This is a genomic window from Aurantimicrobium minutum (genome assembly GCF_029892845.1).
Lineage (GTDB): Bacteria > Actinomycetota > Actinomycetes > Actinomycetales > Microbacteriaceae > Aurantimicrobium > Aurantimicrobium minutum_B.
Map to the genome: position 1 here is coordinate 71,313 of NZ_JARXVT010000005.1, position 20,505 is coordinate 91,817.

21 protein-coding genes and 1 tRNA gene are annotated in these 20,505 nt (G+C 54.8%); all 22 read left to right on the forward strand.

The window, feature by feature from the left end:
• The 22 genes from M2118_RS07405 (at position 1) to M2118_RS07510 (ending at position 20,496) form a co-directional block, all read left to right on the forward strand.
• Positions 1 to 1,125 (forward strand): bifunctional 2-methylcitrate synthase/citrate synthase, encoded by a 1,125-nt coding sequence (locus tag M2118_RS07405; RefSeq protein ID WP_280795299.1) that lies wholly within the window; start codon positions 1 to 3, stop codon positions 1,123 to 1,125.
• A gap of 83 nt (positions 1,126 to 1,208) precedes the next feature.
• Positions 1,209 to 1,373: a hypothetical protein gene (locus M2118_RS07410; protein ID WP_280795300.1), complete on the forward strand. Its 165-nt coding sequence runs from the start codon at positions 1,209 to 1,211 to the stop codon at positions 1,371 to 1,373.
• Positions 1,321 to 2,166 carry a TlyA family RNA methyltransferase gene (locus tag M2118_RS07415; RefSeq protein WP_432418391.1) on the forward strand — a complete coding sequence of 282 codons (846 nt, stop codon included), beginning with the start codon at positions 1,321 to 1,323 and terminating at the stop codon, positions 2,164 to 2,166. The genes M2118_RS07410 and M2118_RS07415 overlap by 53 nt, the downstream gene beginning before the upstream one ends.
• 2 nt (positions 2,167 to 2,168) lie before the next feature.
• The gene (locus tag M2118_RS07420; protein WP_280795303.1) at positions 2,169 to 3,080 is read left to right on the forward strand and encodes an NAD kinase; all 912 of its coding nucleotides are present in this window, start codon (positions 2,169 to 2,171) and stop codon (positions 3,078 to 3,080) included.
• Positions 3,077 to 4,765 carry a DNA repair protein RecN gene (gene recN / locus M2118_RS07425; protein WP_280795304.1) on the forward strand — a complete coding sequence of 563 codons (1,689 nt, stop codon included), beginning with the start codon at positions 3,077 to 3,079 and terminating at the stop codon, positions 4,763 to 4,765. The genes M2118_RS07420 and recN overlap by 4 nt, the downstream gene beginning before the upstream one ends.
• A 14-nt stretch (positions 4,766 to 4,779) precedes the next feature.
• Positions 4,780 to 6,456 carry a CTP synthase gene (locus M2118_RS07430; protein ID WP_280795305.1) on the forward strand — a complete coding sequence of 559 codons (1,677 nt, stop codon included), beginning with the start codon at positions 4,780 to 4,782 and terminating at the stop codon, positions 6,454 to 6,456.
• Position 6,457: 1 nt separating this feature from the next.
• Positions 6,458 to 7,123, forward strand: coding sequence for an NUDIX hydrolase (locus tag M2118_RS07435; RefSeq protein WP_280795306.1), 666 nt, complete (start codon positions 6,458 to 6,460; stop codon positions 7,121 to 7,123).
• Positions 7,124 to 7,141: 18 nt separating this feature from the next.
• On the forward strand, positions 7,142 to 8,065 hold the full coding sequence (gene xerD / locus M2118_RS07440) for a site-specific tyrosine recombinase XerD (protein ID WP_280795307.1): 924 nt from the start codon (positions 7,142 to 7,144) through the stop codon (positions 8,063 to 8,065).
• A 108-nt stretch (positions 8,066 to 8,173) separates the two neighbouring features.
• Complete coding sequence (locus M2118_RS07445; RefSeq protein ID WP_280795308.1) at positions 8,174 to 9,034, forward strand: ParA family protein; 861 nt, start codon at positions 8,174 to 8,176, stop codon at positions 9,032 to 9,034.
• Positions 9,021 to 9,860: a segregation and condensation protein A gene (locus M2118_RS07450; RefSeq protein ID WP_432418392.1), complete on the forward strand. Its 840-nt coding sequence runs from the start codon at positions 9,021 to 9,023 to the stop codon at positions 9,858 to 9,860. Before M2118_RS07445 ends, M2118_RS07450 begins: the two co-directional genes overlap by 14 nt.
• A complete protein-coding gene (gene scpB, locus M2118_RS07455) occupies positions 9,850 to 10,482 on the forward strand; it encodes an SMC-Scp complex subunit ScpB (RefSeq protein WP_280795309.1) in 633 nt (210 codons plus the stop codon). The genes M2118_RS07450 and scpB overlap by 11 nt, the downstream gene beginning before the upstream one ends.
• Entirely contained in the window at positions 10,466 to 11,353 is an 888-nt protein-coding gene (locus M2118_RS07460) for a pseudouridine synthase (RefSeq protein WP_280795311.1), read from the forward strand. Before scpB ends, M2118_RS07460 begins: the two co-directional genes overlap by 17 nt.
• Positions 11,353 to 12,441 carry a prephenate dehydrogenase gene (locus tag M2118_RS07465; protein WP_280795313.1) on the forward strand — a complete coding sequence of 363 codons (1,089 nt, stop codon included), beginning with the start codon at positions 11,353 to 11,355 and terminating at the stop codon, positions 12,439 to 12,441. The genes M2118_RS07460 and M2118_RS07465 overlap by 1 nt, the downstream gene beginning before the upstream one ends.
• A complete protein-coding gene (gene cmk, locus M2118_RS07470) occupies positions 12,441 to 13,109 on the forward strand; it encodes a (d)CMP kinase (protein ID WP_280795314.1) in 669 nt (222 codons plus the stop codon). The genes M2118_RS07465 and cmk overlap by 1 nt, the downstream gene beginning before the upstream one ends.
• A gap of 20 nt (positions 13,110 to 13,129) precedes the next feature.
• Positions 13,130 to 14,656 carry a ribosome biogenesis GTPase Der gene (der, locus tag M2118_RS07475; RefSeq protein WP_280795316.1) on the forward strand — a complete coding sequence of 509 codons (1,527 nt, stop codon included), beginning with the start codon at positions 13,130 to 13,132 and terminating at the stop codon, positions 14,654 to 14,656.
• 9 nt (positions 14,657 to 14,665) lie between these two features.
• Positions 14,666 to 15,163, forward strand: coding sequence for an NUDIX hydrolase (locus tag M2118_RS07480; RefSeq protein WP_280795317.1), 498 nt, complete (start codon positions 14,666 to 14,668; stop codon positions 15,161 to 15,163).
• Positions 15,164 to 15,190: 27 nt separating this feature from the next.
• A complete protein-coding gene (locus M2118_RS07485) occupies positions 15,191 to 15,796 on the forward strand; it encodes a TMEM175 family protein (protein ID WP_280795318.1) in 606 nt (201 codons plus the stop codon).
• Positions 15,797 to 15,866: 70 nt separating this feature from the next.
• Positions 15,867 to 15,940, forward strand: a tRNA-Pro gene (locus M2118_RS07490).
• A 184-nt stretch (positions 15,941 to 16,124) separates the two neighbouring features.
• Positions 16,125 to 16,901, forward strand: coding sequence for an LPXTG cell wall anchor domain-containing protein (locus tag M2118_RS07495; RefSeq protein WP_280795319.1), 777 nt, complete (start codon positions 16,125 to 16,127; stop codon positions 16,899 to 16,901).
• Positions 16,902 to 16,955: 54 nt separating this feature from the next.
• Positions 16,956 to 18,284, forward strand: coding sequence for an MFS transporter (locus M2118_RS07500; RefSeq protein WP_280795320.1), 1,329 nt, complete (start codon positions 16,956 to 16,958; stop codon positions 18,282 to 18,284).
• Complete coding sequence (locus M2118_RS07505) at positions 18,259 to 18,636, forward strand: DUF2200 domain-containing protein (protein ID WP_280795321.1); 378 nt, start codon at positions 18,259 to 18,261, stop codon at positions 18,634 to 18,636. Before M2118_RS07500 ends, M2118_RS07505 begins: the two co-directional genes overlap by 26 nt.
• A 129-nt stretch (positions 18,637 to 18,765) precedes the next feature.
• The gene (locus tag M2118_RS07510; RefSeq protein WP_280795322.1) at positions 18,766 to 20,496 is read left to right on the forward strand and encodes an amidohydrolase; all 1,731 of its coding nucleotides are present in this window, start codon (positions 18,766 to 18,768) and stop codon (positions 20,494 to 20,496) included.
• Positions 20,497 to 20,505 lie beyond the last annotated feature (9 nt).

Below are 20,505 nucleotides of genomic sequence, written 5' to 3' on the forward strand. Positions count from 1 at the left end.
ATGACTGAACAACCCCAGATCTTCAAAGGCCTTGCCGGTGTCGTCGTTGACGCCACCGCTGTTTCCAAGGTGAACCCGGAAACCAACTCGCTGCTCTACCGCGGATACCCCGTTCAGGAACTTGCTGCAAGCAAGAGCTTTGAAGAGGTCGCATGGCTGCTCTGGCATGGCGAGCTCCCTACCGCCGCAGAGCTGGCTGGGTTCCAGAAGTCGGAGCGCGCACAGCGCGCACTCGATGCCAATGTGAAGCGCGTCATTGACGAGCTTCCCTTGACCGCACACCCCATGGATGTCGTTCGCACCGCAGTGAGCGTCATTGGTGCTTCTGACCCCAACACAGATGATTCTTCACCCGAGGGCAACCTCGCCAAGAGCATCACCTTGTTTGCCAAGCTTCCTGCGATTGTGTCCTATGACCAGCGCCGCCGCCGTGGCGAGGGTGTCATTGAACCTCGCGAAGACCTTGATTACTCTGCAAACTTCCTCTGGATGAGCTTCGGCGAGATCCCAGATGACATTGTTGTGGATGCGTTCCGCGTCTCGCTGATTTTGTATGCAGAACACTCCTTCAATGCCTCTACCTTCACCGCTCGTGTGATCACCTCGACACTGTCTGATCTCTACTCGGCAGTAACCGGCGCAATTGGCGCGCTCAAGGGACCACTTCACGGTGGTGCCAATGAAGCAGTGCTTCACATCTTCAACGAGATTGGTTTCGGACCTGACTCCGCTGCTCGCTCAGAAGCATGGCTTGAACAGGCTTTGGTAGAGAAGCGCAAGATCATGGGCTTCGGACACCGCGTCTACAAGAAGGGCGACTCTCGCGTTCCCACCATGCGTAAGTCCATGGTTGAACTCATTGAGTACTACAACCGCCCCGATGTTCTAGACCTCTACGAAGGCCTTGAGGCAGCGATGACGGAGAGGAAGGGAATCCTTCCCAACCTCGATTACCCCTCTGGGCCCGCGTATCACTTGATGGGTTTTGACACCTTAACATTCACCCCAATTTTCGTGGCAGCACGAATCACCGGTTGGACTGCGCACATCATGGAGCAGCTCCAAGCAAACGCACTGATCCGCCCGTTGTCGGCCTACAACGGCGTGGATGAACGTCACCTCTAAACACATTGAGGTATCAAGAAAACCTTGTGGGATCGTCTCTCCCGCAAGGTTTTCTTAACTTAACCGTGCGATAACCTTGAACTATGAGCACTCCTGAAAACCCCCAGAGTCCCGCAGACGGCGAATTGGTCTCTGCTCTCTCGGTCGTTGAAGGACAGCCCTTAGAAACTCGAGCCGAGGGTTACGCCAAGCTCTATGACGAGCTGCGTGCACAGCTCGAAGGCGGCGACATTCCCGCCCGTGACTAGTCAACGTCTGGACGCCGCCCTCGCAGAGCGCGGCCTGGCGCGTTCGCGCACACATGCAGCAACCCTCATTGCTGAAGGTTTTGTTCGTGTGGGTGGCAAAGTCGTGAACAAAGCTTCAACCAAGGTTGACGAGACTGTCGAGCTCAGTGTTGATGGTGCAGATCACTATGTTTCTCGTGCGGCACACAAACTCATTGCCGGGCTAGAAGGCTTCGGCATTGATGTGAAGGGCCGCAATGCCTTTGATGTGGGTGCCAGCACAGGTGGATTCACTCAAGTGCTTCTCGAGCGCGGAGCAGAGCTCGTTGTTGCCCTTGACGTGGGCCACGGTCAGCTCTCACCTCGTATTCGTTCAGATGAGCGTGTGCTTGTCGTTGAAGGGGTCAATGCCAAGAACCTTGACCAGAGTCAACTCTCTGGCTTAGTGAAGCGTGACTTCACCGCAGACATCGTTGTGGCTGATCTATCTTTCATCTCCCTGACTCATGTCATGGCAGCGCTCAAAGCGTGTGCAACATCCACTGCTGACTATGTTTTGCTGGTCAAGCCACAGTTTGAAGTTGGTCGCACCGGTGTCAAAGAAGGCATTGTGACCAACCCTGCTCTGCGTGAAGATGCAGTGATGGCGGTGCTGTGGTCGGCCTTCGATAATGGCTTAGGTGTCTGTGGCATCTTGTCCTCCCCAATCCTGGGGGGAGCGGGTAATCACGAGTATGTGCTCTGGCTCCGTGCGGATAGTCAGTCGAATCCGTCAGAATGGACTCAACAGGTTCACCAACTGGCAGGAGCATGACAATGAGCGCAGCACAACGCTTCATTCTCGTTGTCTCTCACGCTGCCCAGCAGGCAACCCTTGAGGCTGCCGTTGAGGTGTGTCAGCAGATTCAGTCTCAGGGTGCCGTTCCTGTGTTGCGTGAACTCGAAGTAGCTCCTGTCCTCGAGTTGGCCCCAGAACTCACCTCGCTCATGACGCTTGAAAAAGATGTTGCTGTTACTCAGATCGAATGCGCCATTGTTGTCGGCGGAGACGGGACCATTCTTCGTGCCGCAGAACTGCTTCGTGGTGCATCGGTCCCCATGCTGGGTGTGAACACAGGACACGTTGGTTTCTTGGCAGAAACCGAACGTGACTCTATTCCTCAGACTGTTGCACGTGTTCTTGCGAAGGATTACCAGGTAGAAGAGCGATCCACGCTTTCGGTTCGTGTCAAGGTGGCCAATGAGGTTGTCTTTGAAACCTGGGCGCTCAATGAAGCAACTGTGGAGAAGGCAAGCCGTGAGCGCATGCTCGAGGTCGTCATCGAGGTTGACCGCCGACCGCTCTCCAGCTTTGGTTGCGATGGTGTTGTGATGAGCACACCCACAGGTTCAACTGCGTACAACTTCTCAGCCGGTGGCCCTGTCGTCTGGCCCACCGTAGACGCCATGGTTTTGGTCCCACTTTCTGCGCACGCCCTATTTGCTCGTCCTCTTGTGGTGGGTCCTGAGTCAGTCTTTGCCGTGGAAATCATTGAACGTCGCAGCGGTCACGGTGTGCTGTGGTGTGACGGTCGTCGTACACGCAATCTGCCACCAGGTGCTCGTGTGATTGTGAAGAAGTCACCCACGCCAGTTCTACTTGCGCGCTTCCATGCTGAAGCTTTCACGGATCGTTTGGTGGAGAAGTTTGACCTTCCCGTCACTGGATGGCGAGGACCGGGCGAGTGATCGAAGAGATTCGCATCCGAGACCTCGGAGTGATCTCTGAGGCTGTTCTTCCGCTTGGCCCTGGATTTACTGCCATCACGGGTGAAACTGGTGCTGGTAAGACCATGGTTGTCACCGCGCTGGGTCTGTTGCGAGGAGAGCGTTCTGACTCTTCGGCAGTTCGCAATGGTAGCGACACCGCTTGGGTGGAAGGTCGCTGGATTCTCAAAAACCCAGAAGCCATCACCGATACAGTGAACGACGCCGGAGGTCTTATCGAAGGTGACGAGCTCTTACTTGGCCGTTCTGTTTCGGCGGAAGGACGTTCCCGTGCTGTTGTTGGGGGACGCAGCACACCAGTAGCTGTTCTTGGTGAACTGGGAGAACTGCTTGTTGCCGTGCATGGGCAGTCAGACCAGGTTCGCCTTCGTTCAGCTTCAGCGCAGCGTGAAGCTCTGGACCGCTTTGCCGGGGCACAATTTGCTGAAGTTCTGGGGGAGTATGCCCACGCGTTCCGTCGCTGGAAGAACAACGCAGCAGAGCTGGCAGAGATTACTGCTCAGCGTGATGCCCGCACGCGCGAAGCGGAAGAACTTCGTCTGTCCCTGTCTGAAATTGAGGCAGCTGCGCCTCAGCCCGGTGAAGATGACCAGCTCACCGCGCTCGCTGAACGCCTGACCCACACCGAGGATCTCCGTGTTGCAACAGCTTTGGCCCGCGAAGCGCTCTCGTCTGAAGAGGGGGACGGAGGAGATGCTCTTGCCCGCGTGGACGCGGCCAAGCGTCAGCTGGAAAAGATGTCAGATGTTGACCCTGTGCTGGCTGGCATTGCAGAGTCGTTGGCTCAGCTGTCCTTCCAACTCCACGACGTCACCGGTCAACTATCCAGCCACCTTGCCAATCTCGAGGGTGAGGGCGAGCGCGATCTGGATGTCATCCAGAGCCGTCGCGCTGAACTGAACGCCTTGATTCGCAAATACGGCCCCAATCTCGATGACGTGATTGCATTCTTGGAATCAGGTAGCCGCCGTTTGAGCGAACTCGAAGGTGACACTGATCGCATCACTGAGCTCGCTGAAGAAGTAGCTGCTGATCACGCACTTGTTGTGCGCGGCGCAGATGCACTGCACGACCTGCGCGAAACTGCTGCCGTGAAGCTCTCTGCAGCAGTTACGGAAGAATTAACTGCCCTGGCGATGCCCGATGCGCAGTTGTTTGTGCGGGTGACGAAGAATGAGGAGCTCACCCTCCACGGTTACGACACAGTGGAGCTGTTGCTGCGCCCTCACCCCGGTTCTGACCCTCGCTCCATTTCCAAGAGTGCATCTGGCGGTGAGCTCTCTCGCATCATGCTTGCGTTGGAAGTCGTCATTGCCGGACAAGATTCTGTTCCCACTTATGTCTTTGATGAAGTGGACTCCGGTGTTGGTGGCGCATCGGCGATAGAGATCGGACGACGCCTAGCCCGTCTGGCAGAAAAATCTCAAGTAATTGTCGTAACTCACCTGGCTCAAGTGGCCGCTTTTGCCAACAATCACCTGCGTGTGGTCAAGGACACCTCGGGTGAAGTCACCGAAAGTAGCGTGCACACTCTGCGTGGAGCAGACCGTGAGGCCGAGATGGCACGTCTGCTCTCTGGATTGCCAGATTCAGAAAATGCATTGGCTCACGCCCGCGAGTTGATTCAGTTAGCTGCCCAGCGCTGATAAGCTCTAATTCCGTGGTGAATACTTCGGGAAACAACGTAACCAAGCACATTTTTGTCACCGGGGGCGTTGTCTCGTCACTCGGTAAAGGCCTGACGGCGGCTAGCCTCGGCAATCTTCTCACCGCACGCGGTCTTCGCGTTGTGATGCAGAAGCTCGACCCTTATCTCAACGTGGATCCCGGAACGATGAACCCGTTCCAGCACGGTGAAGTTTTCGTCACCGACGATGGCGCAGAAACCGACCTCGACATCGGTCACTACGAGCGCTTCCTCGACATCAACCTCTCACAGGCTGCCAACGTCACCACTGGCCAGATCTACTCTCAGGTCATTGCTAAGGAACGTCGCGGCGAATACTTGGGCGACACCGTTCAAGTCATTCCCCACATCACCGACGAGATCAAGCGTCGTATGCGCCTGCAGGCAGAGGACATTCCTCAGCCAGATGTCATCATCACCGAAATCGGTGGAACCGTCGGTGACATCGAATCTCAGCCATTTATCGAGTCTGCCCGTCAGGTTCGTCACGAACTCGGCCGTAAGAACGTCTTCTTCGTTCACGTTTCCCTCGTTCCGTTTATGGGAGCCTCGGGAGAGCAGAAGACCAAGCCCACTCAGCACTCTGTTGCAGCGCTTCGTTCTATCGGTATTCAGCCCGATGCTCTGGTGCTTCGCTCTGACCGTCCCGTCACCGAAAGCAACAAGCGCAAGATCGCGTTGATGTGTGACGTTGATGAAGACGCCGTTGTGAACGCCGTTGACGTTCCCAGCATCTATGACATCCCCACCATGCTGCACACCCAGGGCCTCGATGCTTACATCGTGGAGCAGCTGGGTCTGGACTGCAACGAGGTTGACTGGTCGCACTGGTCACCGCTACTCGAGGCAGTGCACGACCCTGCACACGAAGTCACCATCGGTTTGGTTGGAAAGTACATCGACCTGCCTGATGCTTACCTCTCCGTTTCTGAAGCACTACGTGCTGGTGGCTTTGCTCACCGCACCAAGGTGAACTTGCGTTGGATTCCTTCCGATGATTGTGAAACCCATGAAGGTGCTGCCGAGAACCTCTCAGATCTCGATGGAATTTGTGTTCCTGGTGGTTTCGGTATTCGCGGAATTGAAGGCAAACTCGGTGCGCTGAAGTTTGCTCGCGAGAACGGCATTCCCACCTTGGGCCTCTGCCTCGGTCTGCAGTGCATGGTCATTGAATATGCACGCAACCTTGCTGGTCTGCCAGATGCTTCTTCCTCAGAGTTCGACCCTGAAACCAAGACCCCTGTGATCGCCACCATGGCGGAACAAGTCGACATCATCAACGATGGCGATTTGGGTGGAACCATGCGTTTGGGTCTCTACAAGGCAGCTCTCACACCTGGATCTCTCGCAGCAGCGGTGTATGGCTCTGAACTCATTGAAGAACGTCACCGTCACCGTTACGAAGTGAACAACACCTACCGCCAGCAGATTGCTGACGCTGGTCTGTCCTTCTCGGGTACGTCACCTGACGGTCAACTGGTGGAGTTTGTTGAACTTCCTCGTGAGGTTCACCCTTACTACATCGCAACCCAAGCACACCCTGAACTTCGTTCACGCCCCAATAACGCTCACCCCCTGTTCGCAGGTTTGGTTGAAGCATCGCTGGAGCGCCAGAAGGCAACTCGCCTGTTCGACATCGAAAAGGCCTAACGTGTCTGACACCAACGCGGAAGGTCTGGTTGACCAGCCTGCCGAGGTGACAATCACCGAACGCGAAACTGTGTTCACCGGTCGTGTGTGGAACATCGAGCACGAACGTTTTGAATACAACGGACACGTTATTGCTCGTGACTACGTCGATCACACAGGTGCAGTTGCTGTTATTGCGTTAGACGATAACGACCGCTTCATTGCCATCCAGCAGTACCGTCACCCCATTCGCACTCGCGAATGGGAGATTCCGGCAGGACTGCTGGATATTGCTGGAGAAAGTGCACTTCTGGCAGCGCAGCGTGAACTCGCTGAAGAAGTAGATCTGCAGGCGGACTCGTGGTCAGTGCTCTCGGATTACTACACCTCACCTGGTGGCTCGAATGAGATCGTGCGCATTTTCCTTGCTCGTGACCTTCACAACACTCCTGTTCCTTTTGAACGAAGTGAAGAAGAAGCAGACATGGAATTGCGCTGGGTAAGCCTCGATGAAGCTCATGATGCGGTTCTCTCCGGAAACGTGAGTAACTCGATTTTTCAGATAGCAGTGTTGAACGCTTTTGCTTCTCGGGCACGTGGCTGGGACACCCTACGTCCCGGAGATGCTCCCTGGGCAATGCGCGAACACCGCGATGCTTCCGGCTCGGGAGCTTCCTGGCAGGCCTAAGCCAGTGCAGTACTGACCATGAACCTGCAACGAGCACGCGATAACTACCTGAGATATGTCGCCATTGAGCGCGGACTCTCTCAGAACACGGTTTCTGCCTACACGCGCGACATCGATGCGTATTTAGCGTGGTTGGGGGAGCGGGGCACAACCGAGGCGGATGCAATTACGTTGCCCGATGTGAGTGCCTATGTTCAGTGGTTGGCCACCCGCAGCGAAAGCCCGTTGACGTCTTCTAGTCAGTCCCGCACCCTCAGCTCCATCAAGGGATTCCACAAGTTCCTGGTGGAAGAGAACATTGTGGAGCACAACGTCACTGCAGATGTGAACCCCCCTAAACTCCCTAAGCGCCTCCCCAAAGCCATCACCGTCGAACAGATGTCGGCATTGATTGCCGCCACCGACGGTGAAGATGAAGTCCGTGTGCGAGACAAAGCGCTCTTGGAGCTGCTTTATGCCACGGGTGCGCGTATTTCTGAGGCCGTGGGGCTCAACGTGGATGATGTCACCGTGAGTGAAGGCATGATTCGCCTGCGCGGTAAAGGCGGAAAGCAGCGCATCGTTCCAGTGGGTTCATTCGCACAAGCAGCGCTCGATGCCTATTTAGTTCGCGTGCGCCCGGGGTTCTCGGCTCGAGGAAAGTCCACGCCCGCTCTGTTCTTGGGCCCTAGAGGAGCGCGTGTGAGCCGCCAGATGGCTTGGCTCATCATTCGTGAGGCAGGGGAGCGGGCACAGCTCGATATTGAGCTCTCGCCGCACACTTTTAGACACTCATTTGCTACCCACTTGTTAGCCGGTGGAGCAGATGTTCGTGTGGTGCAAGAACTACTGGGACATGCCTCGGTGGCAACGACTCAGATCTATACGCTGGTGACTGCAGATACTCTTCGTGAGACCTACATCACGGCGCATCCACGCGCACAGTCCAGCGCACAGAAGTAACCACAGAAATTCCGCCCCAGAACTAGCTAGAATGGGCATCACGGCAGTTCAGTGACGATCGTTTCTCATTGCCCATATTTTGCTCAATCTCACAGTGGGGACACTCGAGTGGTTACGTACAAGAACGGCGTGAAAGTCGGCCCAACTGGACGTCCCTTGAAAGACTTCCCCGTTCCAGCTCCGTTGACTTCTCACGGTCCTGCACGCATCATCTCCATGTCCAACCAAAAAGGTGGCGTGGGCAAGACCACCACGAGCATCAACCTGGCTGCAGCTTTGGCAGAATACGGCCGCAAGGTCTTGGCCGTGGACTTTGACCCACAGGGTGCTCTCTCTGCTGGTTTGGGTATTCAGACCCACGACGTCCCCACCATCTACGACCTCATGCGCGGGTCGGTCAAGGACACCAAGGCAGCTATTCAGCACTCCAAGGTCCCAAACTTGGACGTCATCCCAGCCAACATCGACCTCTCTGCTGCCGAAGTTCACCTCATTAACGAGGTTGCACGAGAGCAGATCCTTGCTGGTGTGCTGCGCCAGGTGAAGAACGACTACGACGTCATCTTCATTGACTGCCAGCCTTCTCTCGGCCTCTTGACTGTGAACTCGCTCACCGCGGCTCACGGCGTCATTATTCCTTTGGCCACTGAGTTCTTCGCTCTGCGCGGTGTTGCATTGCTCATTGAAACCATCGACAAGGTCAAGGAACGTTTGAACCCTGCCATCGAGCTCGATGCCATTGTTCCCACGATGTTTGATCCCCGCACTCTGCACTCGCAGGAAGTTATGGAGCGTGTTGTGGAGACTTTCGGTGACAAAGTAACTGACACCGTCATTGGGCGCACAGTGAAATTCCCTGATGCTTCAGTTGCAGGTGTTCCTATAACTGAGTTTGCCCCTGAGCACGCTTCCGCGAAGGCTTACCGCCAGCTCGCTCGTGAACTGATCGAACGCGGTGTCGTCGCTTAGCGAAGCCACCACTGACGCTGTCGACGCACCTGAAGAGGTCGTCGACGGCGGTTTTCGTGTTGCCGTGGGTGAGTTCGAAGGTCCCTTTGACCTGCTGTTAAGCCTGATTTCCAAGCACGAGCTCGACATCACAGAGATATCCCTCAGCGTCGTGACCGACGAATTCATTCAATACCTCAAGACCTTAGATCTCGAGAAAGAGCTTGACGCTGCCACCGAGTTCCTCGTCATCGCTGCCACGCTCCTTGACCTCAAGGTTGCTGGGCTTCTTCCTCAAGGTGAAGTTGTCGATGCAGAAGACGCAGCTCTCTTTGAAGCCCGAGACCTGCTCTTTGCCCGACTGTTGCAATACCGCGCCTTCAAGGACGTGGCTAAGTGGTTCAGCGAGAACCTCGACGCGGAATCAACCCGTCACATGCGCACAGTGCGCTTGGAAGATCGTTTCCGCAAACAGGTTCCTGAACTGATCTGGAACACCAGTGTTGACGACTTCGCGGCGTTGGCCATGCTGGCCATGGCGCCGCGTGAGATCCCCGTGGTGGGACTCGATCACCTGCACGCACCACTGGTGAGTATTCGTGAGCAGGCAGCCACTGTGGTGACCAAGCTACGTCAAGGAAAGCCCATGACCTTCCGTGAACTCGTGGCAGACGCAGCTGTTGCCGGGGTCATCGTGGCGAGATTCCTTGCAGTGCTGGAGCTCTACCGCCACGCAGCTATTACTTTTGCCCAGGATGAACCCTTGGGAGATCTGACAATCGAATGGACCGCCACTAACTGGTCCGATGAGAACCTCGCCAACTTGGGGGCTGACTATGACCGCTAATGAAGAAATTGTTGAAGAAGTGACAGTCGAAGACGTTGTAGATGCCACCGTTGCCGAACACGTGCCTGTGGTGGATGTAGAGCGTGCCATCGAGGCGATTCTCATGATCGCGGATGAGCCACAGTCCATGGTCTCTATCGCCACCGCCATGAGTGTCCCCGTCAAAGCTGTCAAGCAGGCCATTGAGAACCTGGTGAACGACTACAACGGAGCCAACGGGGGAGTTGAGCGCGGTTTTGAACTTCGCGAAGTAGGCGGCGGATGGCGCTTATATGTTCGTGAAAGCTATGACCACGTCGTTGCAGACTTCGTTCTGACCCAAAACCCCACCAAGCTGTCTCAAGCAGCACTGGAAACTCTGGCTGTTATTGCTTACAAGCAGCCCATTAGCCGTGGTCAGATTGCCCAGATCCGTGCTGTGAACGTGGATTCGGTTGTGCGCACTCTCCTGAGTCGTGGTCTCATCACTGAAGTCTCGAGTGACGCTGAGACAGGTGCGATTCTGTATGGCACCAGCGACTTGCTCCTGCAGCAGTTGGGTATCAACTCACTGGATGAGCTTCCGCTCATCTCGCCACTGTTGCCAGACGGCCAGGAAGGCTTCGATGTCGACGCTTCGTAGTGGAGATCCATTACCCGAAGGGCTCAAGAACGCAGACCGTCCTCCGATTGAGGATTGGGATGCTGCTGCAGTCCCTGAAGGTATTCGCATCCAGAAGGTGATGGCTGCAGCTGGGGTTGCTTCTCGTCGTGTTGCAGAAAACATGATTGCCCAGGGCCGTGTGGCAGTTAACGGGCAGTTAGTGACCGAGCCAGGGCTTCGTGTTGATCCTGAAGTTGATGAAGTCACCGTGGACGGTATTCCCGTGCAGGTTGACACCTCTAAGCGGTACTTGATTCTGAACAAGCCAGTCGGTGTTGTCAGTTCCATGGCAGATGACCGTGGGCGTCCGGATCTATCCGATTTCACCCGTGACTACGAAGAGCGCCTGTTCTATGTAGGGCGTTTAGACCAGGACACTAGTGGTTTGCTCATTCTCACCAATGATGGGGACCTTGCACATGTCCTGGCTCACCCGTCCTTTGGTGTGCACAAGACCTACATCGCAAAGGTACGTGGCAAGGTCACTCCGCAGACCTTGTCCAAGCTGACCACAGGCTTTGAACTCAGTGACGGCTTCATTCAGGCAGATAAAGCACGTTTGTTATCTGCCTCGAACAATGGGGACTCCTCCATTGTGGAAATCACGCTCCACTCGGGACGTAACCGTATCGTGCGACGCATGCTCAAAGAGGTGGGACACCCAGTCCTTGAGCTGGTGCGCCGCGCCTTTGGCCCCCTCAACCTCGGCACTTTGCCAGCTGGTCACATGAGGGACCTTACTAAAGTTGAGCTGGGTGCTGTGCTCGCACTGTCACGCTCAAACACTGAAGAATTACCCGAATACACCGAGATCGACAACGACGACATGAGCGAAGGAGATGACAACTAATGTCAGATACCAACGCCGTGCGCTTGGACGCCCAAGTCCGTATCGTCGGAACGGGATTACTTGGTGCCAGTATCGGTCTCGCACTGCGCTCGCAGGGGATTGACGTCGCGCTCGCCGACTCATCTCCCAGTTCCGTTCACCTCGCTTCTGACCTGGGGGCGGGACGTCCAGCACATGCTGATGACCAACCCAAAATCATTGTGGTGTGTGTGCCACCAGATGTCACCGCAGATGTCATTGAGACAGAGCTGAAAGCTTTCCCTGGGGCAGTTGTGACCGATGTGGCCAGCGTGAAGCTTTCACCGCTTCACCAGTTACAGGCTCGTGGTGTGGACATCACTCACTATGTTGGCGGTCACCCACTGGCTGGCCGTGAACGCGGCGGGGCAATCTCTGCTCGTGGCGACCTGTTTATTGGTCGTCCCTGGGTTGTCTGCCGTGATGAAGAGACTCCCGCGTGGGCTTTGGCACTCGTAGAGGACCTCGTTCTGGACTTGGGTGCAGTTCCCATTGAAATGACCCCTGAAGCACACGATGAAGCGGTGGGCTTGGTTTCACATGTGCCACAGATTGTTTCGAGCCTGATGGCCAAGCAGCTCGAAGGTGCCTCCGACGACGCAGTGCGTCTTGCTGGCCAGGGCGTGCGCGACGTGACTCGTATTGCAGCAAGCTCGCCAGAGCTCTGGATTCAAATTCTGGGTGCGAATAAGGATTCCATCGTGGGGGTTCTGGAGAACTTACAGAAGGATCTCCAGAACGTGACTGATGCCCTGCGTGATGTGAATGCTCCAGGTGCACGAAAAGTCATTGCCGAAGAAATGGCGGCAGGTAATGCCGGAGTCGCCCGCTTGCCCGGCAAGCACGGCCAGAACAAGCGTTACGCACAGATTGTTGTGCTGATCGATGACCGCCCAGGGCAATTGGCGCAGCTGCTGACAGAACTCGGCGAGCTCAACATCAACTTGGAAGATCTTCGCCTAGAGCATGCTGAGGGTGCACAAATGGGAATGGTCGAGTTCTCGGTCGTCCCTGAGGTGCGCGACACCCTCGTGAGCGAACTGGAAAAACGAAACTGGAGAGTGGCCTAATGAGCACCCCCATAGTTGTAGCAATTGATGGCCCCGCAGGAAGTGGAAAGTCCTCAGTTTCGAAGGCAGCAGCCCGCAAGCTGGGCTTTGCCTACCTCGACACCGGTGCTGCTTACCGCGCAGTGGCCTGGCACGTTCTCAACGAAACTGTTGACCCTTCTGATGAAGCAGCTGTAATCGAGTCGCTGGAAGAATTTGGATATGTCATCAGTACCAACCCTGATGAGTACTTTGTCCATGTCAACGAACAGGACATCACTGACGCTATTCGTGAGCCTCGCATCACGGATGTGGTGAGCAAGGTTGCCAAGATTCCTGTGGTTCGTCAGTATTTGGGAGACCTCTTCCGCCACATCATGGCCACCACTGACAAACCAGGCATTATTGCTGAGGGACGCGACATCACGACCGTCGTTGCTCCTGATGCTCCTGTGCGAATCCTGCTTACTGCCAGTGAAGAAGCTAGAATGGCAAGGCGGTCTGCGGAACTTCCACAGCAATCGCAAGATCAAACGGCGTCTGCACTGCGTGCCAGGGATGCAGCCGACTCGCGTGTATCTGACTTCATGACCGCCGCCGATGGCGTTGTGACCGTCGATTCGACTGACTTCTCATATGAGCAGACGATTGATGCGGTCGTAGAGGTTATTCGTTCACGCACGTCGTAAGCCGTGCGAAGGAGAAAATAATGGCTGATAACAAGCCCACCGACGAAGAATTCTTCGACGACGAATTAGAACAAGATGGACTTTCCGAGCGTCTGGAAGACCTCGATGAAGAACTAGCCATTGCCCGCGCCGCTTCGCTGCGCGCAGGCCTTGAAGACTATGACTTGGACGAGGAAGACTTTGAGCTTCTCGACACCGTCACTGAAGACCCAGACAAGATCACCTACCTTCCAGCACTTCCGGTATTGGCCGTGGTGGGACGCCCCAACGTGGGCAAGTCTGCACTGGTTAACCGCATTATCGGCCGCCGTGAAGCAGTAGTGGAAGACACCCCTGGTGTGACCCGCGACCGCGTGAATTACAAGGCAGAGTGGATGGAACGTCAGTTCACTCTCGTTGACACCGGTGGCTGGGAGCCAGACGCCAAGGGCATTAACGCGTCTGTCGCTGCACAAGCAGAGGTTGCAATCGACCTCGCGGATGCTGTTTTGTTCGTTGTTGACGGAAACGTCGGTGCTACAGCAACCGACGAGCACGTTGTGAAGCTCCTCCGCAAGACCAAGATTCCTGTTTATCTCTTGGCAAACAAGGTCGATGACGCTCGTCAAGAGCCCAACATTGCGACTCTCTGGTCGCTCGGACTCGGCGAGCCCTATCCCGTTTCTGCTCTCCACGGCCGTGGCGTTGCTGACCTTCTTGACATGGTTATTCCTAAGCTTCCTGCTGTCTCTGCAGTCGCAAAGCAGGAAGTGGGCGGTCCTCGTCGCGTTGCGATTCTCGGACGCCCCAACGTGGGTAAGTCTTCGCTGCTCAACAAAGCTGCTGGTGAAGAACGCGTCGTCGTCAACGACCTCGCGGGAACCACCCGTGACCCAGTTGATGAGCAGGTAGAGATTGCCGGCAAGGTCTGGCGCTTCGTCGACACCGCTGGTATTCGCCGCCGTGTTCACTTGCAGCAGGGTGCTGACTTCTATGCAACATTGCGTACCAGTGCTGCACTTGAAAAGGCTGAAGTTGCTGTCGTCATGATTGACGTCACCGAGCCCATCTCGGAGCAAGATGTTCGCATTATTGACTTGGTACTCGAGTCTGGACGTGCACTCGTGCTTGCTTTCAACAAGTGGGACATGCTCGATGATGATCGACGCCGTTACCTCGAGCGTGAAATTGAACTCGACTTGGCACACGTTGCCTGGGCCCCTCGTGTGAACATTTCTGCACGAACTGGTCGCCACATGGAGAAGCTGGTCCCCGCTCTCGAGCGTGCTCTTGAGTCATGGGATACTCGTATTCCTACCGGTAAGTTCAACGCGTTCTTGGCTGAGCTCACCGCAGCGCATCCTCACCCCCTTCGTGGTGGAAAGCAGCCACGTATTCTCTTTGGTACGCAGTCCTCGACTCGTCCACCTACTTTCGTACTCTTCACGACAGGCTTCCTGGACCCCGGTTACCGCCGCTACATCCAGCGTCGTCTTCGTGAGATCTACGGCTTCGAAGGTTCACCCATCAACGTCAACATGCGTGTGCGCGAAAAGCGGAAGCGTTAGTCTGACCCCATGGGCACAATCCCACCCCACCTGCCACCGCCGCATTTGCGCGACCCCGGTGACGCGTGGGCAGTGGGACCTGACGGCACCAAGTACTGGGGTGCCTTTGGTGCTGCCGGGCTTCTTGTGTGGCACAGAGATGCCGGCATTCTGTTGCAGCACCGCGCCGAGTGGTCGCACCATGGCGGCACCTGGGGTATTCCTGGTGGAGCAATCCGACAAGGGGAGGATGCTGTAGCCGGTGCTCTTCGTGAGGCGAATGAAGAGGCCGGTGTTCCTGCTGAACTAATCACCGTTCTCTTCACAGAAGTCCTTGACTTGGATTTCTGGAGTTACACCACCGTTGTCGTGGAATCTTCAGAAGTCTTTGAACCCGTGATGGGGGACAGCGAGAGTGAAGCCCTCGCGTGGATTGCGCTGGATCAGGTTGAATCCTTTGACCTCCACCCTGGCTTTGCAAAGTCGTGGCAAGCGCTCAAAATCAAGCTGGAAACGTTAGCTGGCTAAAACTGCTTCACAATCTAGAGTTGAGTCATGGCTACTAACCGCGGATTTGATCGAGTTGTCAATTTCTCTGACGCCGTTGTGGCTATTGCCATCACCATTCTTGTTCTGCCGTTGGTCGATGAAGCCAGCAGCATCGGACATGGCAACGTCAATCATTTCTTGATGGGCATAGGCCCTCAGGTTTATGTCTTTGTACTGAGTTTTGCTGTGATTGCCTACTACTGGTTCTTGCACCACACCTTCTTTGAGCAGCTTCAGCAGGTGGATAGGCGCATCATGCTGTTGAACACACTGTGGCTGTTTGGAATCGTCTTTATCCCGTTCCCCACGGCATTGATAGTTGACTCCAACGGTCCTGCTGGCTGGGCGACCCTGATCTACATGATGAGCATGCTCTTTCTGGCAATCATTCAGCTGGCCATGAAAATGTATGTTCTCAAGCACAAAGACTTGTTGGCAGAGGGAACCATCGCTATTCGCGGATATATCGGATCTCAGATCATTGTCATCTTGCTGTTTATTGCCGTCATCATTGCGGCAGTCTTCCCGAATATTGGGCTGTGGGCATTGACGCTGTTGTGGGCGACTCCTCTGTTTGTTGCTCCTGTCAAGAAGCTTCAACGATCTCACTAGAGCGTGCACAAGCACCTATTCAAAACCGATAAGATTAGTAAGTTGTCTTCGTGAGAAATCACAGAGATTACGGGCTGTGGCGCAGCTTGGTAGCGCACTTGACTGGGGGTCAAGGGGTCGCAGGTTCAAATCCTGTCAGCCCGACTCAAACGAAAAAGCCGCTCAAATTGAGCGGTTTTTTTGTTTCCTCGTTTCGATTCAAGGTCGTTTCGGGGATTGAAAGCTTTGAAACGAATCCTGACTATTGTTCGTGACGTTAGGGATGTTTTGCAATCCGAGAGATGCCCTTCAATCAAGTAAGGTAAAACTACCTCGTGTTGGGATAGTCGTGAAGAATTTAAGTCTTGCTGTTGCCGCAGTAATAGTTGCGCTTGTTCCCCTTGTTTTCAGCGGTACTGCTCATGCTTCAACCGCATGTTCACCCCAGCCCATAGCTACATTCCTGAATGGTTCGTTTGAAGATCCTTTACAAAACTCAGGCGGGGTTTACGTTAACGATGGTCTCGTTCCGGGATGGCATTCAACAGATTCGACCGCCGGACAGCCAATCGAATTGTGGATCGATGGATTCATTGGTGAAAATGCCTCTGAAGGGCAACAGTTCCTTGAACTCGAGGCAACCGATGCCGCAACCGTTTACCAAGACTTTGCTACAACTCCGGGTCAGGTCATTTCTTGGAGTTTTGATCTTTCACCACGTTTGAATTCTTCAGACGTAGCTGAAACTTATGTAAAAATCGGTCCATCATCTGGTGCGTTGGTAGATCAAGGGTTGCAGCGGGCAAATGTCATTGGCTGGACAGCAAAGTCGGGGACATATGTTGTCCCTGCTGGTCAGACGCTCACACGTTTTGCCTTCTTTTCTGACCCCACCACTTTTCAGTTTTACGATGTCAACTTGGGGCGTGTACTCAGGGGTGAAACTCACATCGATAATGTTGTGCTGACAATTCCAGTATGTGTCCAAGTTGCAAACTCTCAAGAGCCACTTTTGGCTTCGACTGGGCAACCCATTGGGCAATTTGTCTTTTTGTTATTGGGGCTGCTCTTTTTGGGTGGTTCCCTATTTGTCTTTGGTCGCAGAAACCAGTCGGAGGGCCGTTAACCGCTCGCTTTTGTCTAGTAAATACCTCGTAACCAAATAGATAGACTCGCATGCGTGACTGAAACCAAACGCCGCTTCGTCGATTTGACGCCGCTCAAGGTTTCTCCCGCTTTCGCCAGGCTCTGGATTGGCGCTGGTCTTTCTGGCATTGGTGCGCAAATGACCATCATGGCGGTGGGGTTGCAGATCTTCGACATCACTCACAACACCTTCATGGTGGGTCTTGTCGGCGGTATTGCGCTGATTCCTATGCTCTTTGCAGGGCCATGGGGTGGCATGCTCGCGGACAGTCAAGACCGCAGAACGGTCATATTGGGTGCCATTACCGTCTCGTTCATTTCAACAATCGGTTTGGTCGCTCTCTCCATCACAGATGCTGGGCTTGAAGCTGAGGGCTCTAGTGTTGCTGTGTGGCCGTTTTATGTTTTTACGACCATTAGCGCCATGGCCTACATCATCTCCGGTGCTGCCCGGATGGCGGTCTACCCACGCATTCTCAAGCTGGAAGATGTTCCCAAAGCCAATGCCTTGAGCGGTATTTCCATGGGTATCCAATACACCGTGGGACCTGCACTTGCTGGTGTTTTGGTGGCAACCTCTGGCTTCACTGTCACCTTTGTGGTGGACATGATTCTGATGCTCGCTGGATTCTTCGGTGTCTTTACCCTGCCCAAGATTCCACCTCTTCATGATGCAGTGGCAAAGGGCTGGGATGGCATCAAGCAGGGCTTAGCTTTCCTGCGTTCTGCTCCGAACATTCGCACCAGTTTCCTCTTCGACATCATCGCTATGGGGCTTGGTCGCCCCTATGCGGTTCTACCAGCTGTAGCGGCCACTGTGATTGGCGGAGGTCCCACCACGGTGGGAATCCTGACGGCAGCCGCAGCGGTGGGAACATTCTCGACAAGCTTGCTTAGTGGTCCCGTGGCTCGGATCAACCGATTCGGACTGGCCATTGGGCGCGCAATTACTGTTTATGGTGCATTCATTGCACTCTTTGGTGTGGTGGTGCTGGCGGGTATTTTGGGTGCTTTCGGCAAGGTGGGCAACACCTGGTCTGAGGTCAGTGTGCTGGGTCTGGGCCTTGCAGCTTTCTGCTTCGTGGGCATGGGCGCTTCGGATGAAGTGTCTGCCATCTTCCGTTCAACTATTTTGATGACAGCTGCTCCTGATGAGATGCGTGGTCGTTTACAGGGTGTGTTCTATTCCGTTGTTGCCGGTGGACCGCGCCTGGGGGATCTATTCACGGGACTCATGGCAGTTTCCATTGCTCTCTGGGCGCCTGCGCTCATAGGTGGACTGGGCATCATTGTGTTGATTACAGTTCTACTCAGAACAAACCAGAGATTTAGAAACTATGACAACCGGACCCCTGAGCTCTAGGCAACTGGCGAACATGCAGCGCCTGTTCGCAACGCCCTTTGCGGAAATCTATTCGCTGTATGTCACCAAGGTTCAGCGAAAGAATCGATCTGAGGCAGAGCTTCGTACAGTGATGTCATGGCTGACGGACCTGGATGGAACTCAACTCGATCAGGCAATTGCCTCAGGGGAGAGCCTTCAAGAATTCTTCGCCCGTGTAACCGTTCACCCCAACGTAGTTCTCATTACAGGCAGCGTCTGCGGGGTCAAGGTGCAGGAAGTGGAAGATCCACTCATGCGTAATATTCGCTACATGGACAAGTTGGTCGATGAACTAGCCCAGGGCAAGGATCTTGAAAGAATTCTTCGATAACTCTCGGCTTTTCTAGGAAGAGTTAGTGCTGTGTCTCTGGGGTTTTGGCAAAGAACCACATAGTCTGAAGTTACAGAATTAGACAGATAGTCCATCTGCCTTCTGTGTTTCCCACAAGGAGTAATTTCCATGGCAGTTGACCTCATTATCACCGCGTCCTCCATCATCACGATGGACCCACAGAACCCTCGTGCAGAAGCAGTAGCTGTTGACAGCGCAGCTGGAACGATTGCGGCAGTGGGAACACTAGCTGACCTCCAGGCAGCCAATGGTGGAGTTGCGGTGAAGGATCTCGGTGACACAGTCTTGATGCCTGGTTTGATCGACCCTCACAGCCACCCTGCACTGAGCGGTCTCTCAACACAGGAACCAGCTCACTGGATTGCTCCTTATGTGGGATACCCCACCTATGCAGATGTCACTGCCTACTTCCAGAAGATGGATAAGGAAACACCTGCCGGCATTCCCCTCATGTTCAACGGCCTAGACCGAATTCTTCATGGCGCACCTGAGTTGACCAACACCGACCTCGACGTGTTCTTCCCCGACCGTCCCGTTGTCGTAATGGACAACTCTGGTCACGAGGCCTACTTCAACACGGCAAACATCAAGGCACTCGGCTGGGTGGATGGCAAGCCTCCGGCAGATCCCACTGGAGCAAGCTTCGGCCGCAACGCCGATGGAACCTCTAACGGCCGTGCTTATGAAGTAGCTGCACTGTTCATCGCAGGTGCACCGGTACTTGCAGCACTGGCACAGCACCCCTTGAAGCCTGTTGCCGAGTGGTACAAGTTGATGTCGACAAACGGCATCACATCGACCTCAGAGCACACTTATCAGGGCAACCAGCTCAAGGCATACATTGCGATGGCAATGGCCCCAGACAGCCCTCTGCGAATCTCGCTGTATCACATGAGCATCGAGGCGGATTGTGACCAGCCAGTTCAGACTCCTATTCCTGAGAACAAGCTCAAGAAGCAGGGAATCAAGCTGTGGGCTGACGGTTCCCCTTGGGTTGGAACAATTGCTGCGTCCTTCCCCTACCTCGATAACGACACCACTCGCAATGCTGCGATCAAGATTGGTCCGGGTGGTGAAGGTGAAATGAACTACACCCGAGCACAGCTTGACCAGATCCTGGACAAGCTGGTTCCCAGTGGATACCAGATGGCTTTTCACTGCAACGGTGACGTGGGTATGGACGTCGTACTTGATGCTTATGAGCATGCACTGAGCAAACACAAGCTTCTTGGCACTGACCACCGTTGGCGCATTGAGCACATGGGTGCGTGCCGGGCAGATCAGTTTGACCGCGCAGCACGCCTAGGTGTTGGCCTGTCCATGAGCCCCTTTCAGTTCATCTACTGGGGAGACAAGCTTGATGGCGAAATGTTCCCCTCTGAGATTGGTTCTCAGTGGCAGTCCGTTGGTGACGCATTCCGTTCGGGTGCGGTGGTCTCCTTCCACAACGATGGTTCGGTAAGCCCACCCATTCCTCTGCTGAACTGGCAGGCAACCACCACTCGCCAGACTGCCTCCGGTCAGGTCCATGGCGCCAACCAGGCAATTAGCTTGGATGACGCCATCAAGGCTCACACCGTCAACGCCGCTCACATGCTGGGCCGCGACCACGAGATTGGGGCGATTGAAGTAGGCAAACTTGCTGACTTTGCTGAACTCTCTTTTGATCCATATCAAGCAGATCTTCACAAGCTCACCGAGCAGGTCAAGATCTTGGGTACCTGGGTTGGCGGCAAGAAGATTGACCTCGACGCCTTCATGTCACAGATTGAGACAATGGACCCCACCGAACACAAGGACCTTCCTGCACACGTTCACGCAAGCAAGAAGTGCTGCTAACGCAGCACT

Bases quoted from the DNA above. Each gene is read 5' to 3' on its own strand.
- M2118_RS07505 (WP_280795321.1), top strand. From the start codon at position 18,259: ATGACAACCGGACCCCTGAGCTCTAGGCAACTGGCGAACATGCAGCGC.
- M2118_RS07485 (WP_280795318.1), top strand. From the start codon at position 15,191: ATGGCTACTAACCGCGGATTTGATCGAGTTGTCAATTTCTCTGACGCC.
- scpB (WP_280795309.1), top strand. From the start codon at position 9,850: ATGACCGCTAATGAAGAAATTGTTGAAGAAGTGACAGTCGAAGACGTT.
- M2118_RS07420 (WP_280795303.1), top strand. From the start codon at position 2,169: ATGAGCGCAGCACAACGCTTCATTCTCGTTGTCTCTCACGCTGCCCAG.
- M2118_RS07415 (WP_432418391.1), top strand. From the start codon at position 1,321: ATGACGAGCTGCGTGCACAGCTCGAAGGCGGCGACATTCCCGCCCGTG.
- M2118_RS07465 (WP_280795313.1), top strand. From the start codon at position 11,353: ATGTCAGATACCAACGCCGTGCGCTTGGACGCCCAAGTCCGTATCGTC.
- M2118_RS07410 (WP_280795300.1), top strand. From the start codon at position 1,209: ATGAGCACTCCTGAAAACCCCCAGAGTCCCGCAGACGGCGAATTGGTC.
- M2118_RS07510 (WP_280795322.1), top strand. From the start codon at position 18,766: ATGGCAGTTGACCTCATTATCACCGCGTCCTCCATCATCACGATGGAC.
- M2118_RS07480 (WP_280795317.1), top strand. From the start codon at position 14,666: ATGGGCACAATCCCACCCCACCTGCCACCGCCGCATTTGCGCGACCCC.
- M2118_RS07405 (WP_280795299.1), top strand. From the start codon at position 1: ATGACTGAACAACCCCAGATCTTCAAAGGCCTTGCCGGTGTCGTCGTT.
- xerD (WP_280795307.1), top strand. From the start codon at position 7,142: ATGAACCTGCAACGAGCACGCGATAACTACCTGAGATATGTCGCCATT.
- der (WP_280795316.1), top strand. From the start codon at position 13,130: ATGGCTGATAACAAGCCCACCGACGAAGAATTCTTCGACGACGAATTA.
- M2118_RS07460 (WP_280795311.1), top strand. From the start codon at position 10,466: ATGTCGACGCTTCGTAGTGGAGATCCATTACCCGAAGGGCTCAAGAAC.
- cmk (WP_280795314.1), top strand. From the start codon at position 12,441: ATGAGCACCCCCATAGTTGTAGCAATTGATGGCCCCGCAGGAAGTGGA.